At 63.3% G+C, this 15884-nt stretch carries 16 protein-coding genes; 4 read left to right on the top strand and 12 right to left on the bottom strand.

Annotated features, from left to right (window positions below; genetic code table 11):
• Positions 1–97: 97 nt before the first annotated feature.
• The 12 genes from B5G40_RS06560 to B5G40_RS06505 form a co-directional block, all read right to left on the bottom strand.
• On the bottom strand, positions 98–472 hold the full coding sequence (locus B5G40_RS06560) for a lipocalin family protein (protein WP_087187303.1): 375 nt from the start codon (positions 470–472) through the stop codon (positions 98–100).
• A gap of 185 nt (positions 473–657) precedes the next feature.
• The gene (locus tag B5G40_RS06555; RefSeq protein ID WP_242959306.1) at positions 658–1224 is read right to left on the bottom strand and encodes a nucleotidyltransferase family protein; all 567 of its coding nucleotides are present in this window, start codon (positions 1222–1224) and stop codon (positions 658–660) included.
• Complete coding sequence (gene hydA, locus B5G40_RS06550) at positions 1221–2603, bottom strand: dihydropyrimidinase (RefSeq protein WP_087399120.1); 1383 nt, start codon at positions 2601–2603, stop codon at positions 1221–1223. Before hydA ends, B5G40_RS06555 begins: the two co-directional genes overlap by 4 nt.
• A 15-nt stretch (positions 2604–2618) precedes the next feature.
• On the bottom strand, positions 2619–2957 hold the full coding sequence (locus B5G40_RS06545) for a hypothetical protein (protein WP_087399119.1): 339 nt from the start codon (positions 2955–2957) through the stop codon (positions 2619–2621).
• A 29-nt stretch (positions 2958–2986) separates the two neighbouring features.
• Positions 2987–4225, bottom strand: coding sequence for a threonine synthase (locus tag B5G40_RS06540; RefSeq protein WP_087399118.1), 1239 nt, complete (start codon positions 4223–4225; stop codon positions 2987–2989).
• A gap of 14 nt (positions 4226–4239) precedes the next feature.
• The gene (locus tag B5G40_RS06535; RefSeq protein ID WP_087326362.1) at positions 4240–5706 is read right to left on the bottom strand and encodes a pyridoxal-phosphate dependent enzyme; all 1467 of its coding nucleotides are present in this window, start codon (positions 5704–5706) and stop codon (positions 4240–4242) included.
• 163 nt (positions 5707–5869) lie between these two features.
• A complete protein-coding gene (locus B5G40_RS06530; protein WP_087326361.1) occupies positions 5870–7744 on the bottom strand; it encodes a hypothetical protein in 1875 nt (624 codons plus the stop codon).
• A gap of 1 nt (position 7745) precedes the next feature.
• Complete coding sequence (locus B5G40_RS06525; RefSeq protein WP_087187309.1) at positions 7746–8648, bottom strand: ABC transporter ATP-binding protein; 903 nt, start codon at positions 8646–8648, stop codon at positions 7746–7748.
• The gene (locus tag B5G40_RS06520) at positions 8645–9034 is read right to left on the bottom strand and encodes a GntR family transcriptional regulator (protein WP_087267516.1); all 390 of its coding nucleotides are present in this window, start codon (positions 9032–9034) and stop codon (positions 8645–8647) included. Before B5G40_RS06520 ends, B5G40_RS06525 begins: the two co-directional genes overlap by 4 nt.
• 183 nt (positions 9035–9217) lie before the next feature.
• Complete coding sequence (locus tag B5G40_RS06515) at positions 9218–9877, bottom strand: 3-oxoacid CoA-transferase subunit B (RefSeq protein WP_087326358.1); 660 nt, start codon at positions 9875–9877, stop codon at positions 9218–9220.
• Positions 9877–10569: a CoA transferase subunit A gene (locus B5G40_RS06510; RefSeq protein WP_087326355.1), complete on the bottom strand. Its 693-nt coding sequence runs from the start codon at positions 10567–10569 to the stop codon at positions 9877–9879. Before B5G40_RS06510 ends, B5G40_RS06515 begins: the two co-directional genes overlap by 1 nt.
• 69 nt (positions 10570–10638) lie before the next feature.
• Complete coding sequence (locus B5G40_RS06505; RefSeq protein ID WP_087399117.1) at positions 10639–11898, bottom strand: acetyl-CoA C-acetyltransferase; 1260 nt, start codon at positions 11896–11898, stop codon at positions 10639–10641.
• 220 nt (positions 11899–12118) lie between these two features.
• Between B5G40_RS06505 and B5G40_RS06500 the strand changes: the two genes are divergently transcribed.
• The 4 genes from B5G40_RS06500 to pth all read left to right on the top strand — a co-directional run bounded on the left by B5G40_RS06500 (position 12119) and on the right by pth (position 15874).
• Positions 12119–12631, top strand: coding sequence for an HD domain-containing protein (locus B5G40_RS06500; protein ID WP_242959304.1), 513 nt, complete (start codon positions 12119–12121; stop codon positions 12629–12631).
• Positions 12632–12804: 173 nt separating this feature from the next.
• Entirely contained in the window at positions 12805–13995 is a 1191-nt protein-coding gene (locus tag B5G40_RS06495; protein WP_087399116.1) for a DapH/DapD/GlmU-related protein, read from the top strand.
• Between the two features lie 91 nt (positions 13996–14086).
• Positions 14087–15046, top strand: coding sequence for a ribose-phosphate pyrophosphokinase (locus tag B5G40_RS06490; RefSeq protein WP_087267501.1), 960 nt, complete (start codon positions 14087–14089; stop codon positions 15044–15046).
• A gap of 231 nt (positions 15047–15277) precedes the next feature.
• On the top strand, positions 15278–15874 hold the full coding sequence (pth, locus tag B5G40_RS06485) for an aminoacyl-tRNA hydrolase (RefSeq protein WP_087399115.1): 597 nt from the start codon (positions 15278–15280) through the stop codon (positions 15872–15874).
• The last annotated feature ends 10 nt before the right edge of the window (positions 15875–15884 follow it).

The raw sequence follows: 15884 nt of genomic DNA, 5'->3' as shown, positions 1-15884 counted from the left end.
TCGAAAGGGCGCAAGGTCAGAGACTGGAAGAAAAACCGGACTGCCTCAGATGGGGCAGTCCGGTTTACAGGCGTTTTCAATAAGTAAGAGACAAGACTTACTGCTTCTCGAAGGTAAGGGACTGGCCGTCCTGCTCCATCACCAGGGTCTTGCCGCTGATAGTGGCATTCACGTCCTCGCCGTCGGAGGTGAGGGTGACGGTGCTGCCACTGGAGGTCCAGGTGCCGGAGACGCTGCCGGTGCCCAGAGCGCTCATGTCCAGGGTGAAGTTGCCGTCGGCCTTCAGCTCCAGGGTAACGGTCATATCCACGCCGGCCAGAGCAGCCAGGTCGTCGATGTTCATCTCAACGCCGGCGGCGTTCATCTTGGTCATCTTATAGGAGCCGGCAGCACCGCTGCCGCCGCCGCCACAGGCAGCCAGGCTGACGATCATGGCCAGAGCCAGGAGCAGAGTCAATGCGCGCTTCTTCATAACATTCTTCCTTTCTTTTTCAGCCGCGATGCGGCGGGTCGAAACAAATGGAGTGCATTTATTTCGTAATCTAGATTATAACATAGGAGGAGAATGGTGGCAACCTGAAATAAAGCTTAAAGGCAAACTAGTTTTGGAAAAAGATACAAAAACAGGGGCGGACCCCAAGCGGTCCGCCCCTGTTTTTATCGCTTCAGATCCTCCGGTTTATCCACATCGGACAGCTCCTTTGGGGAAAAAGCCTCCACCAGCACCAGCCGGTCCGGGTGGCGCTTCACCACCGCGCCGCCGCCGGTGTCCCCGGTGAGGGCGGCCAGCTCCCCCAGCAGATCGGCGGGGAAGAGGACGGGGTTGCCCCGTTTTCCACCCCAGGACAGGGCACAGATGGCGTCTTTTGATTCCTCGAAGGTATCTTTCAATCGAATAATACTTTTTGTGGTCAGAAAAGGCTGGTCGCACACCGAGAAGAGCACCCCATCCATGTCCCCCATCCGGGAGACCCCCAGGCGGATGGAGGCGGAGATCCCTTCTGCACCATTGGGGTTGTACAGGGGGAGAAAGCCCAGCTCCTCCCCGGCCTCCAGCACCTCCTGGTAGGGGGAGCACACCGCCAGCCGGTCCAGGCCCGCCCCTGCCAGGGTGGTCATGGCGCGGCGGTAGAGGGGCACGCCCTCTACCAACCTCAACAGCTTATTGGAGCCGAACCGCCGGCCCAGACCGGAGGCCAGCAGCACGGCGCCTACTCGTTTCATCGCCAGAACTGGGAGGGACCGCGGGACACATAGTGACCCAGACCCTCCTGGACCACCTTGCCGTCCTGTACCGCCACCTGGCCGTCCAGCAGCACGGTGTCGGTTCGGCCCGCCATCTCCATGCCCTCGTAGGGGGTGTAGTCCACCCGCTGGTACTGGGCCTCGGCGGTAATACGCCAGGTATAATTGGGATCAAAGATTACGATATCGGCGTCGCTGCCCACCGCCAGAGCGCCTTTCTGGGGGAACATACCGAAGAGCTGGGCGGGGTGCTGGGCCAGGGCCAGCATCATCTGATGGGAGGTGATGCGGCCGGTTTTCACGCCGAGGGTGTACATAATGGGGGGGCGGTGCTCGGTGCCGGGAATGCCGCCGGGGATGGCGGAGAAGTCGTCCATGCCCAGCATCTTGGTGGGGTTGAAGTTGAAGGAGCAGTGGTCGGTGCCGATGGTGTCGATTTCCCCGTTCTCCAGGGCCTCCCACAGGGCGTCCACGTCGGACTGGGGCCGGGCGGGGGGAGCGCACACATACTTGGCGCTCTCGAAGCCGGGCAGGTGGTACTTGTCCTCGGTGAGGGTGAAGTACTGGGGGCAGGACTCCAGATAGACCTTCTGGCCCCGCTTCCGGGCGGCACGGGCGGCCTCCAGGCCCCGCTGGGTGGACAGGTGGACCACATTGACGGGGTAGCCTGCCTGCTCGGCCAGAGCCAGCCAGCGGTCCACCGCCTCCGCCTCCATGACAGCGGTGTGGGACAGGGGATGGCTGGCGGGGGAGAGCTTGCCGGCGGCCTTCAGCTCGGCGATGGCCCGGTCGATGAGGTCGCCGTTCTCGCAGTGGCAGCCTACCACGCCGCCCTCCCTGCCCACGGCCTTGATGACCTCATAGGCCACGCCGTCGGAAATGCGGATGTTGGCATAGGCCAGGTACACCTTGTAGGAGGTGACGCCCTGGGCGGTCATCTGGGGGATCTCAGCGATGATACGGGGATCCCAGTCCTTGATGGTCATGTGGAAGCCGTAGTGGCAGCTGGCGTGGCCGCCGGCCCGGGCGTGCCACTCGTCCAGGGCGGACTGAAGGGAGGCCCCCCGCTCCGGCTCGGCAAAGTCCAGCACGCAGGTGGTGCCGCCGGCCAGAGCGGCCCGGGTGCCGCTCTCCCAGTTGTCGGCGGTCTCCCGGATGGTGCCCTTGTTCATCTCAAAGTGGGTGTGGGTGTCGATGAAGCCGGGAAATACCAGCTTACCGGAGGCGTCGATGACCTGGCTGTCTCCCACCGGGAGAGAGGGGCCGATCTCAACGATCTTGCCTCCATCCACCCGCAAGCCGGCCTGCACCGGACCTTCCGGGCAGATCAGGGTGCCGTTTTGGATGAGGATAGACATGAAACAGACCTCCTTTTACAGCTGCATGATGAGGATGGGGACAATGATCTTCACCGCGCCCACGATGAGGGTCATAAAGGTGAGCAGGGCCAGGGCGCTGGAGCGTTTGCCGAAGGCGTCCTGCCAGCGGTCCAGCATTCGGGTAAAGTTGGCCATACGGCGCTGGGGGCCCAGCAGGTCGGCCATGCCCCGGAACAGGGTGTAGGCCAGATAGCCCAGCCACACGGCGATGAGCACGAAGGTGAGGGTGCCGTCATGGCGCCAGAACAGCAGAAGATAGAGGGAGAGGATAAAGCTGGCCAGGGTCAGGATAAAGTGGGCCCAGACCCCCATTTTGGCGGCGCGTTCATTCATGGTGATAGATTTCCTTTCTTTGGTTGGTTTCAGGGACGGATGCCCGCCCGGTCAAAGGCGGAGAGCAGCGCGTCCATATTCGGGGATACCAGCAGGGGCTCCCCGGCGGCTTTGATGCCGTTTTGCACGTCTTTCAGACCGTTGCCGGTGACAATACTCACCACGGTACTGCCGGGAGAGATGAGGCCCAGCTCCAGAGCCTTCTTTACCCCGGCGGTGCCGGTGACCCCGGCGGGCTCTCCAAATACCCCCTGGGTGCGGCCCAGCAGGCGCATGGCGGCGAGAATCTCCTCATCGGACACATTGACGGCCACACCGTGGGAGGCCCGGATGGCGTTCAGAGCCTTGTCCGGGTTGCGGGGCACCCCAACGGCGATGGAGTCGGCCAGGGTGTTTTCCTCCATGGGGGACCAGGGCTGTCCGGTCTGGATGGCCCGGTTCAGGGGGCAGCAGCCCTCGGCCTGGACGGCGATGAGCCTGGGCAGCTTGTCGATGAGGCCCACCTCGTAGAGGTCCACAAGGCCCTTCCAGGCCCCGGCGATGGTACAGCCGTCCCCCACGGAGAGGGCGATGTAGTCGGGCACCTGCCAGTTCAGCTGTTCCATGATCTCCAGCGTCACGGTTTTTTTGCCCTCGGACAGGTAGGGGTTGATGGCGGCGTTGCGGTTGTACCAGCCCCACTTGTCGATGGCGGCCTTGGACAGCTCGAAGGTGTCCTCATAGGAGCCGTCCACGCTGATGACGGTGGAGCCGAAGACCCGCAGCTGGGCCACCTTGCCCTTGGGGGCCCGGCTGGGCACGAAGATGTAGGTATGCAGTCCCGCCGCCGCGGCATTGCCCGCCAGGGAGGAGGCGGCGTTGCCGGTGGAGGAGCAGGCAATGGTGTCCGCCCCGGCTTCTTTGGCTTTGACCACCGCCAGAGCGGAGGCCCGGTCCTTCAGGGAGGAAGTGGGGTTCTGGCCGTCGTCCTTGATGTACAGCTTTTTCAGCCCCAGCTCCATTCCCAGACGGTCCGCCTCATAGAGGGGGGACCAGCCCACCCGCAGAGGCGGGGGAGCGGAATCCTCCTCCATGGGCAGCAGAGGCCGGTACCGCCACATGGAGCGGTCGGGGTTTTGGGCCAGCTTTTCCCGGGAAACATCCCGGCGGAGGGCGGCGTAGTCGTACTGGATATCCAGAATGCCCCCGCAGGAGCAGGTGGTGAGGTCGGGGACGGCGGCATATTCCCTGCCGCATTTGACGCACTTGGCGCCCAGAACGTATTTCATGGAGGAACCTCCTTTTACAGGCCCTTCAGCACCCCGGTCTCCTCATTGAAGGCCCGGATCAGCTCATCCAGGGCGTCGGCCTGGCTGTGGACGTCGGCCCACTCGGTGCCGTACCACAGGGCGTCCAGTTCGTCGGTGGTCTTGCCCTGCTGCTCCACCCAGGTGTAATACTTCAGGTTGTGGACCCGCTTGCGGTCGTAGTAGCCCAGCTCCGCCATGCAGTCGGTTTTCAGACCCATCAGGTGGAGGGCAAAGTCATAGGCGGCGGCTTTGGCGTCGTACTCGCCCAGCTGCTGGGTCAGCTCCGCCAGACGGGAGCGGTACATATCCGCCGAGTCGGTGAGGACGGTGCATACCACGTCGTGCCCGGTGAGCTCGTAGTACTTGGCCAGCTTGATGCAGCACAGCACGTTGGCAATGCCCGAGATGCCCATGAGGGACAGCTGCTCCACCAGCTGGGGGTCCACCCCGGCGTCCATGAGCTGGGCCTTGCCCGCCGGCTCGTTGAACAGCCGCAGCAGAGCCATGGCGTCGTTGTCGTCCACATCCACCACCATGTCGGTGTTCTTCACGTCGTGGATCCAGGGCACGTGCTTGTCGCCGATGCCCTCCACCCGGTGATCGCCGAAGCCGTTGTTCAGAATGGTGGGGCACTGGACGGCCTCGCCCACCGCCAGCTTCATGGCGGGGTAGACCTCTTTCAGGTAGTCGCCGCAGCCGATGGTGCCCGCAGAACCGGAGGTGAAGCAGGCGCCCGCCAGCCGGTCGCCGGGGCGCTTGGCGTCCTCAAAGGCCTCGGCCACCGCCGCGCCGGTGACCTTGTAGTGCCACAGATGGTTGCCCATCTCGGCAAACTGGTTGAAGATCATGCAGGAGGGGTCCCGGCTGAGCTCGTTGGTCTTGTCGAAGATCTCCTTCACGTTGGACTCGCAGCCGGGGGTCTTGATGACGTCGGCGTCGATGGAGGCCAGCCAGTCAAACCGCTCCTGGCTCATGCCGGCGGGGAGAATGGCCACCCCGTGGACCCCCAGCAGCTTGGAGTTGAAGGCACCGCCCCGGCAGTAGTTGCCGGTGGAGGGCCACACCGCCTTCTGGGAGGAGGCGTCAAACTGGCCGGTGACCAGCCGGGGAGCCAGACAGCCGAAGGAGGCGCCCACCTTGTGGCAGCCGGTGGGGAACCACTTGCCCGGCAGGCACAGGATGCGGGCGGGCACGCCGGTGAGGGCGGGGGGCAGCTCGATGTAGTTGGGGGCGGAGCGGTACAGACCGCCGGTGGGCACCGGCTCGTTCTTCCAGGTGATGCGGAACAGGTTGGCTGGGTCCACATCCCACAGGCCCACATGGGTCAGCCGGTCCCGGATAGGCTGAGGTACCGTCTCCGGATGGATCATATTTTCAAACGTAGGAATCACCACGCCGTTTTCCCGGGCAATACGGATGTTATGCTCCAGGCCCTGGCGATGGACGGTCAGGTCGATCATACACAAGCCTCCTTACCGAGATACTTACCAACATGATAGCACATGACGCTGAGAAATCAAGGAAAAGTATCCCACAGCGCTGGGAAAAAGACCGTCGGATTTGTGGAGAGACAACAAAGGGGCGCGCCGTCGCTGTGGACGGCGCGCCCCAAAAGGGAAAGGTTCAGTTGCGGTTAAGCTGGTCCATCTCCGCCTGGGAGAGGAAGGCATAGGAGTAATCCTTGAGTACCTCCATGGTGTGGACGGCGCTCTTTTGCAGGGTGATGGTGACGGTGTAGGTGGAGGCCGTGGCGGCGGGGGCGGTGCCGCCGGAGACGCCGGTCTGGTCCAGCCGGAAGGTCAGCTCCAGGTCGGCGTAGCAGCAGTTGTCCATCCGCTCCTGGTCCTCCAGCAGGTAGCGGCGCCCCAGATTGCCCTCGGCCATGTCGGCCTGGATGGCCTCCAAAAGGGGTTCCAGCAGTTCGGAGGGCAGGTACTCAAAGCCGTAGCTGTCGTCCTCCGGATTATACAGGTTCACCAGGGCGGCGTCCACCAGCCGGGCGGTCTCCCCAATGGAGCCAAAATAGATCTCACTGGCCACCTGGGGCTGGTTGATGAGCCGGTCCAGCCGGGCGGCGGGGGAGGAGGCGTCCTCCAGATCCTCCTGCCGGATGGGCAGATCATACCTCCGCTCCAGCACAGTGCCGTCGGTCAGCTCATAGCACAGACGGACGGAGGTGCTGGTCTCCACCTGCAGGTCCAGGCCGTTGGACTGGCTGATCCAGGACTCGGTGCTGATTCCGCTGGCCTGCACCGCCTCCAGTTCATCCTTGCGGTCGGTGATGGAGGAGTGGAGGCTGGTGATCTCCTCAATGGTCTGGGGATCGGAGGTGGAAAAGTTCAGGTAGTCGGCGCTGTCATAGGGGGCGCTGCTGATGCCCCTGATCTCCACCGTCTTGACCTGAGCGGCGTCGGGCACCCGGCGCTCAAAGCCCAGCAGGTCCAGCTCCAGAGTGGCCATGGCGGCCACCAGACACACCAGAAAGATCACGCAGCCCTTCCAGCTGGTTTTGAACACCCAGAACCGCTTTTTCAGCAGCATCTCCGCGATAAAGCAGCCCGCGGCCCCCCACAGCAGCATCCAGCCCAGCAGAGTCCAGGCCCCCCGGGGCAGCAGGGTGTAGAAGATGGAGTAGAAGAAGGCGCCCAGAGCGATGGCCCAGCACAGGGCCATGCCATAGCGGAATACCGGGCGCACCCAGCCCACGGTAATCACATCCCCCGCCCGCTCCAGCTGCCGGCGATGGTAGACCGCCAGGGCGATCCCCGCCAGTACCAGGCCGATGAGGGCGTAAAGAGTCACCAGGCCCAGGCCGAAGTAGCGGGGGGTGCTGCCCGTGTAGTCCAGGCCGGTGGAACGGAGCAGCTTGAGGGAGGGGGTGAACCACATGGCCCATTTCTCGGCCCACACGGCGCCGTTGAACCCGAAGAGAAATTCCCGGGCAATGCTCTCCAACAGATAGGTAATGACTGAGGCCAGGAAGTTGAGGATCAGGTAGAAGGCGGGCAGGGCCAGAATGTGGCCGGTAAACATGGCGCAGAACACGGCGAAGGAGTAGAAGAACAGGCACAAAAGGCAGGTGACCACCAGCCAGGTGAACAGGGAGCTGAACACCACCGTGCCGTTGAGGGCCTCCGCCGCCAGGGCCAGCAGAAAGACAGCGAAGTTGGGCACCCACAGAAAGGCCAGGCCGGACAGGTAGTTGGTGAGGAACAGGCCCTCCCGCCGCATGGGCAGAGCGTGGAGCATCCCCACCGAGCGGGCGGAATAGAGGTAGGAGAACACCGCCATGGCGCACAGGATGCCGAAGAGGAAGGCCAGCACCAGGGCCATGTTCCGGCTGCCGTCCAGCAGGACCAGGGGGAATTCCCAGGCGTTCCCCTTGTCCCACACGTCCCGGCGCAGCAGTACCCCCGCCGGCAGCAGTACCACCCAAATCAGGGCGTACAGCCCCCAGATGGGCCAGAACCGGGCCAGATTTTTGCGGAAGAGGGTCATATTAAAGTACGATGTCCCGGACCCCATAGTCCTCACCTCCCAACTCATAAATAAAGATTTCCTCCAGGGTGAGGGGCAGCGCCTCCATCAGAATGGGGGCGTACACCGCCAGCCGGTTGGTGACGTCGGTGGCATTGCCCCGGATGATGAGGGTATGGATGCGGCCCACCTGGGACACATGGAGCACCTCCAGGTCCTCCGGCAGCTGGGGCATCTCCCGCTCCTGGAACACGATCTGCATTTTCACCACGTTCTCCTGCAGATCGGACAGGGAGCGCTCAATGAGTACCTTGCCGTGGGAGAGGATGCCCACATGGTCGCACACATCCTCCAGCTCCCGCAGGTTGTGGGAGGACACCAGCACGGTGGTGCCGTGCTCCGCCACGTCCCCCATCAGCAGGGACCACACCTGGCGGCGCATCACCGGGTCCAGGCCGTCTACCGGTTCGTCCAGCACCAGCACCTCCGGCCGGCAGCACAGAGCCAGCCAGAAGGCGCTCTGCTTCTGCATTCCCTTGGACAGGCGGCGGATGGGCTGGTTTTCGTCCACGTTGGTGAACACATCCTTCAGGGCCTGGTACCGGGCCGTGTCAAACCGGGGATAAAAGCCCTTGTAAAAGCGCATCATGTCCCGGGTGGAGGCGGACAGAAAGTAGTACAGCTCGTCGGGAATGTCGGCGATGCGGGCCTTGGCGGCGGGGTTTTCGTAGATGGGGTTGCCGTCCAGCAGCACCGAGCCGGAGTCCTGCCGGTACACCCCGGTGACGTGGCGCAGCAGGGTGGACTTGCCCGCGCCGTTGGGGCCCACCAGACCGTAGATGGAGCCCTGGGGCACCGTCATGGTCAGACCGTCCAGGGCCTTAAAGCCGTCGAAGGTCTTGACCACATTCTTGGCTTCGATCATGGTTTCCTCTCCTCTCTGGCCGCCTGGCGGGCGGCGGCCTCGTCCAAACGGCGGGCCAGTTCCCCCGCCGTCATACCCAAAAACAGCAGCTCTGCGGCGGAGGAATCAAAGTCCTTCAGCAGCCGCTCCCGACGGTCGGCGTTTACGTCCGCCTGGGGGGCGGCAAAGGAACCCTTGCCCGCCACGGTGTACAGATAGCCCTCCCGCTCCAGGGACTCATAGGCCCGCTGGATGGTGTTGGGGTTGATGGCCAGCGACGTGGCCAGTGCCCGCACCGAGGGAAGTTTGTCCCCGGCCTGGAGGGCCCCCGTCACAACCAGGTGCCGCAGTCCATCCTTTACCTGTTCATAGATGGGCCGGGCGTCCCGGTAATTCAGCTGGATCATCCTGGCATCTCCTTTCCAGAAGTGTATGACACATCTTAGTACAGTTAGTATACACGGGTGAGAGGGGGGAATTCCTTAAAAAAGTGTGACGTTTTTCTTCCGGTTTTCGGCGGGGGCGACGGGCAGAGCATAAAAAAACGTCCCGCGGTTTTCCGCGGGACGTTTGATAGCGGCAAAAGCCGGTCAGCACATGGGCTTGAGGTCGGGGGAGATGATCAGGGTAGCCTGAGTGGCGGCCTGAACCTGCTCCACGGTGAACTCGGGGTTGATCTCCACCATCTCCAGACCCTTGTCGGTCACGTTGAGGACGCACATCTCGGTGATGATCTTGGTGACGCAGTGCACGGCGGTGTAGGGCAGGGTGCACTTCTTCAGGATCTTGGGATTGCCCTTGGCGGTGTGCTCCATAGCCACGATGACTTCCTTGGCGCCCACCAGCAGATCCATGGCGCCGCCCATGCCGGGCATCTTCTTGCCGGGGATGATCCAGTTGGACAGGGAGCCCTCCTCGTCGACCTCCAGGCCGCCCAGGATGGTGGCGTTGACGTGGCCGCCGCGGATGAAGCCGAAGGAAGTGGCGGAGTCGATGTAGCAGCCAAAGACGTCGGCCTGGGCGGGAGATCCGCCGGCATCGGTCTTATAGCGGGGGTCGGCCTCCTCGGGGGTGGGCTTGGGGCCGGTGCCGATGATACCGTTCTCAGACTGGAGGATCACGTGGACCCCCTCGGGCAGGTAGGCGGGAACCATAGTGGGCAGGCCGATACCCAGGTTGACCACGTCGCCGTCCTTCAGCTCCTTGGCCACGCGCTTGGCGATAAAGCCCTTGATCTCAGACTTTTCCATTACGCATTCCCTCCATCCACAATGTAATTGACAAAGGCGCCGGAGGTGACCACGTTCTCGGGCTCAATGTCGCCGACCTCTACCAGGTGGTCGGCCTCAGCAATGACCACGTCTGCGGCGGTGGCCATGACGATGTTGAAGTTACGGGTGGTGCCCTTGTACCAGATGTTGCCGAACTTATCAATGGTGTGGCCGTTGATGATGGCAAAGTCAGCGCGGACAGGCTGCATCAGCAGATACTCCTTGCCGTTGATGGTCTGCTTGCCCAGGCACAGGGGGGAATCCTCCACGATGGTGCCCACGCCGGTGGGGGTGAGCACGCCGCCCAGACCGGCGCCGCCGGCGCGGATCATCTCAGCCAGGGAGCCCTGGGGAACCAGGTCCACCTGCAGGGTCTTTTCCACCATGCCCTGGGTGCCCACGTCGGGGGTCATGCCCACGTGAGTGGCGATGACGCGCTTGACCTGATGGTTGTGGACCAGCTTGGCCATGCCGTAGAACTCCTCGCCGTGGGGGCCGGTAGCCATACCGCAGTCGTTGCCGATGATGGTCAGGTCCTTGGTGCCCTTCTTGGCCAGAGCCTCAATAACCTTGTGGGCGCTGCCGCAGCCCAGGAAACCGCCGAACATAATAGTGGCGCCGTCGGGGATCATGTTCACGGCTTCCTCAACGGAAATTACCTTATTGTGCACGTTCGTTACCCTCCTAAATGTAAAATAGGGACCTGCCGGAGCAGAGAGACCTGCTCCGGCAGGAATGGATCAGCACTTCTCGAAGATGGTGGCGACGCCCATGCCGCCGCCGATGCACAGGGTGGCCAGGCCCTTCTTGGCCTCGGGCCGCTTCTGCATCTCGTGGAGCAGGGTGACAATGATACGGGCGCCGGAAGCACCAACGGGGTGACCGATGGAGATAGCGCCGCCGTTGACGTTGACCTTGCTCATGTCGAAGCCCAGCTCACGGGCCACGGCGATGGACTGAGCGGCAAAGGCCTCGTTGGCCTCCACCAGGTCGATGTCGTCGATCTTCAGGCCGGCCTTGGCCATAGCCTGACGGGAGGCGGGCACAGGGCCTACGCCCATGATCTTGGGATCCACGCCGCCCTGGCCCCAGGAGACCAGCTTGGCCATGGGCTTCAGGCCGTACTTCTCAACAGCCTCACCGGAGGCCAGCACGATGGCGGCAGCGCCGTCGTTGATGCCGGAGGCGTTGGCAGCGGTGACGCGCTGGACGTGCTTCTTGGCGTCAGCCTCGTGGACCTGGGTGACCTCAAAGGTGTGAACGATCTCGTCCTCCACGCCCTCGGGACCGGCGGGGAAAGCGCCGCGCAGCTTGGAGACGGACTCCATGGTCACGCCGGCCTTGGGGAACTCGTCCACCTTGAACTCCACCATTTCCTTCTTCTTCTTCACCATGACGGGCACGATCTCGTCCACAAACTTGCCGGCAGCCTGGGCGGCCTCGGTCTTGTTCTGGGAGGACACGGCAAAGGCGTCCATCTCCTCGCGGGTGATGCCCCACACGTCGGCGATGTTCTCAGCGGTGGTGCCCATGTGATAGTTGTTGTAAGCGTCCCACAGGCCGTCCTTGATCATGGTGTCCACGACCTTCTTGTCGCCCATGCGGGCGCCCCAGCGCTCAGCAGGCAGAGCGTAGGGAGCAGCGGACATATTCTCAGTGCCGCCGGCCACGATGACGTCGGCATCGCCGGACAGGATGGCGCGGGCGCCCTCAATGACGGACTTCATACCGGAGCCGCACACCATACCCACGGTGTAAGCGGGCACGGAGTAGGGCAGACCGGCCTTCACGCCCACCTGACGGGCGGGGTTCTGGCCCTGGGCGGCGGTGAGGATGCAGCCGAACATCAGCTCATCCACCTGCTCGGGCTTCAGGCCGGAGCGGTTCAGGGCCTCCTTGACCACCACAGCGCCCAGATCGGTGGCGGGGGTGTCCTTCAGGCTGCCCCCGAAGGAGCCGACAGCGGTACGGCAGCAATTGACTACGTAGACTTCTTTCATTGTGAATGACCTCCAGATGATTTCGATTTCTCCCCTAATAAACCCTTCGTTTCATTATACATCCGACATTAGTAAAAATCAACTGTGGAAAGTGTGGAAGCGGGGTGTGTCAAAGAGTATCCAGTTTGTACCAGAAGCGCAGGGGCAGGATAGGGTTGCGGGCCGGGTTGCAGGGGGATATAATAAGGAAGAACAAGAGCGGAGAAGGAGGCGTGGTATCGTGCGGGAAGAACACTGGGCGGCCTATCTGGACTGCGTGGGGGAGCTGCTGGTGTCCCAGCCGGTGCAGGCCATGAAGGAGATCCGGCACCATCCGGGGGTGTCCTGCTTTGAGCACAGCCTGTTTGTGTCCTATGTGGCCTTTCGCCTGGCCCGGCGGTGGGGGCGGGACGGACGGGCGGCGGCCCGGGCGGGGCTGCTCCACGATCTGTATCTCTACGATCCCAAGAGCCTGCCCTCCTATAAACAGTGCTTTGCCCACCCCCTGGCGGCGGAGCGAAATGCCCGGGCCCTGTGCGGGGAACTGAGCCGGGAGGAGGAGAACGGCATCCTGGCCCATATGTGGCCCATGGCCCGCAGCGCCCCCCGCAGCCGGACGGCGGCGGCGGTGTGTGTGGCCGACAAGCTGTGCGCCACGGCGGAGGTGCTGGGCATCTGGCGGCGGACCGCCCTGTACCGGACGGCCTGTCTGCCCCGGCCTGCCTTCGGTGGAAACGCGGTAAAGAAACGGTAAAGACCGCCCTTTCCTTGTGCAAGGGGCCCAAGTTGGAAAAAAAGACGGGTTTTTTTCAAAATCCCGGTGCATTTTTTCGCCCACTTTGTTATAATGACCTTAGAATACGCCCTGCGGCAGCGTGCCCGCCGGGCGGACAGGCAAATCCATTGTTTTTTGAGGTGATCTCAGGTATGAGCGCGACTGGAGCGGTAGTGTTCCTGCCCCGGGAGGGGACCGGCGTGTGCCCCATGCTGGAGGACCTGCTCTTTGATCCGGCGGCCCTGTGGCTGGCGGAGGCGCTGGAGAGCGCCGGCGTGCAACAGTTTTTTGTGGTGTGCCACAGTGACGACCGGGAAAAGGCCGAGGGCTGCTTCCCGGTGGGAACGGAATTCGTTACCGGCGGCACCGAGGACGCCCTGGACCAGCTGATGGCCTTCCTGGGCAAGCTGGAGGGAAAGGTGCTCATCCTGACCCGGCCGGTGCTTCTCTCCTGGCAGAGCGCCCGGCAGCTGGTGGATGACAGCAGCACCGGTCCTCTGGATAATAAAGATACCGGCGTGTGCCGCATTGACGCGGCCCTGTTGGCCCAGGCTCTGGCCGACGGCAGCGGCCTGGACGAGGCCCTGAAGGAAAACGCCGACAAGCTGGGGGGCCGGAGCATCTGGTATCAGAGCGCCGCCCTCATCAAGAGCAGCCCCGAGGGCCGGGTGGAGGCCGAGCTCACCGCCCGCAACTACGGCGCCTACCGCCTGCTGGAAAGCGGCGTGCGCATGATGGACCCCAATACCTGTTATGCCGGACCCCGGGTCCGGGTTGGCAAGGGCACGGTGATCCTGCCTGGCACCATCCTGCGGGGGGACACGGTGATCGGAACCGGCTGTGAGCTGGGCCCCAACACCATGATCCGGGACTGCGCCCTGGCCGACCATGTGGTGGTCAATGCCTCCCAGCTCAACGAGAGCACCGTGGACGCCGGGGCCAGCATCGGACCCTTCGCCTACATCCGCCCCAACTGCCATGTGGGGGCCAACGTGAAGGTGGGCGACTTTGTGACGCTGAAGAATGCCTCTGTGGGAGAGGATACCAAGATCTCCCACCTGACCTATGTGGGAGATGCCGACGTGGGCTGCCGGGTGGACCTGGGCTGCGGTACCGTCACCGTCAACTATGACGGGGTGGGCAAGTACCGCACCGCCATCGGGGACGACGCCTTCATCGGCTGCAATACCAATCTGGTGGCTCCCGTCCGGGTGGGGGACGGCGCCTACACCGCCGCCGGCTCCACCATTACCGACGACGTGCCCGACGACTCCCTGGCCATCGCCCGGCCCCGCCAGACGGTGAAGAAGCAGTGGGCCGCCCGCCAGACCCGTAAAAAGTGAACCCGTCCCGCTGATGGGACAGAAAATATAAAATAAGTTCGATCTGCACGAAAGACAGAGAACACTAATTTTGTGAGAGGATGTTTACACAATGATCGCACACGGTAAGGACATCAAGATCTTTTCCGGCACTTCCAACCGCCCCCTGGCCGAGGCCATCTGCAAGGAGATGGGCATGGAGCTGGGCAACGCCGAGGTAGGAGCCTTCTCCGACGGCGAGAACTACGTCTCCATCTATGAGACCGTCCGCGGCTCCGACGTGTTCGTGGTCCAGTCCACCAGCCACCCGGTCAATGACAACCTGATGGAACTGCTCATTATGATCGATGCCCTGAAGCGGGCCTCCGCCGGTCGGATCACCGCCGTGATCCCCTACTTCGGCTACGCCCGCCAGGACCGCAAGACCAAGCCCCGCGATCCCATCTCCGCCAAGCTGGTGGCCAACCTGATCACCCGGGCCGGCGCCGACCGGGTGCTCACCATGGACCTGCACGCCAACCAGATCCAGGGCTTCTTCGACATCCCCGTGGACAACCTGCTGGGCAACCCCATCTTCACTAACTACCTCCACGACCGCTTTGCCGGCAAGGAGGATGAGATGATCGTGGTCTCTCCCGACGTGGGCTCCGTGGCCCGGGCCCGGGCCTTCGCCCAGAAGCTGGGCATGGGTCTGGCCATCGTGGACAAGCGCCGCCAGAAGGCCAACTCCTCCGAGGTCATGAACATCATCGGCGACGTGCGGGGCAAGAAGGTCCTCCTCTTTGACGACATGGTGGACACCGCCGGCTCCCTGTGCGGCGCGGCCCAGGCTCTGGTGGAGCTGGGCGGCGCGGTGGACGTCATCGCCTGCGCCAGCCACGGCGTGCTCTCCGGCCCCGCCGTGGAGCGCATCGAGAAGAGCGTCATCAAGGAGCTCTACTTCCTGGACACCGTCCCCCCCAAGCAGGGCGTCACCTGTGACAAGATCAAGTACCTCTCCGTGGCCCATATGTTTGCCGAGGCCATCGAGCGCATCTACGAAGAGGTCTCCGTGTCCAAGCTGTTCGTGTAATGACCGTCCAGGGGGGACGTTGTCCCCCCTAGATACGAAACCACCGCGCCGCCATGCGGCACAATGGTTTCGATACCCCCCTCACCCGCGCACAGCGCGGGTGGTCGTGGCCGCCGCGGCCACGAGTATAGGTGTCCTGCGCAGGCTCATGTCCTGCTCCGGACGAAATCTGACCATACCATCAGGTAGGGCGGGGGCTTGCCCCCGCCTTTGCCTGTTTAAGGAGCCATTATGTTTTTCAACAAAAATCGATCCTCCGGCGTGGAGTGGCTGGTGGTGGGCCTGGGCAATCCCGGGGACAAGTACGAGAACACCCGGCACAACGTGGGCTTTCTCACCATCGACCACATCGCCGAGGAGCAGCGGGTGCCGGTGCAGAAGCTGAAGTACCGCGCCCTCACCAACACGGTGGAGCTGGGGGGCGCCAAGGTGCTGCTCATGAAGCCGGTGACCTATATGAACCTGTCCGGCGAGGCGGTGGGGGAGGCCGCCCGGTTCTACAAGATCCCCGCCGACCATGTGCTGGTCATCTCCGACGATGTGTCCCTGCCCGTGGGTAAGCTGCGCATCCGCAAGGGGGGGTCCGCCGGGGGCCACAACGGCCTCAAAAACATCATCCAGCACCTGGGCACCGACCAGTTCCCCCGGGTGAAGGTGGGCGTGGGAGAGAAGCCCCATCCCGATTACGATATGGCAGACTGGGTGCTCTCCAAATTCGTGGGGGAGGACCTGAAGACCATCACCGCCGCCATCGAGAAGGCGGGCAAGGCGGTGGAGTGCCTCATCGCGGAAGGGCCCGACAAGGCCATGAACAAGTTCAACGGCTGACAGGCTGTTG

Origin of the sequence: Flavonifractor sp. An9 (genome assembly GCF_002161245.1) — a bacterium.
Lineage (GTDB): Bacteria > Bacillota > Clostridia > Oscillospirales > Oscillospiraceae > Flavonifractor > Flavonifractor avicola.
The sequence above is the reverse complement of the archived record's forward strand: the minus strand, read 5'-3'. Positions and strand labels throughout refer to the sequence as shown.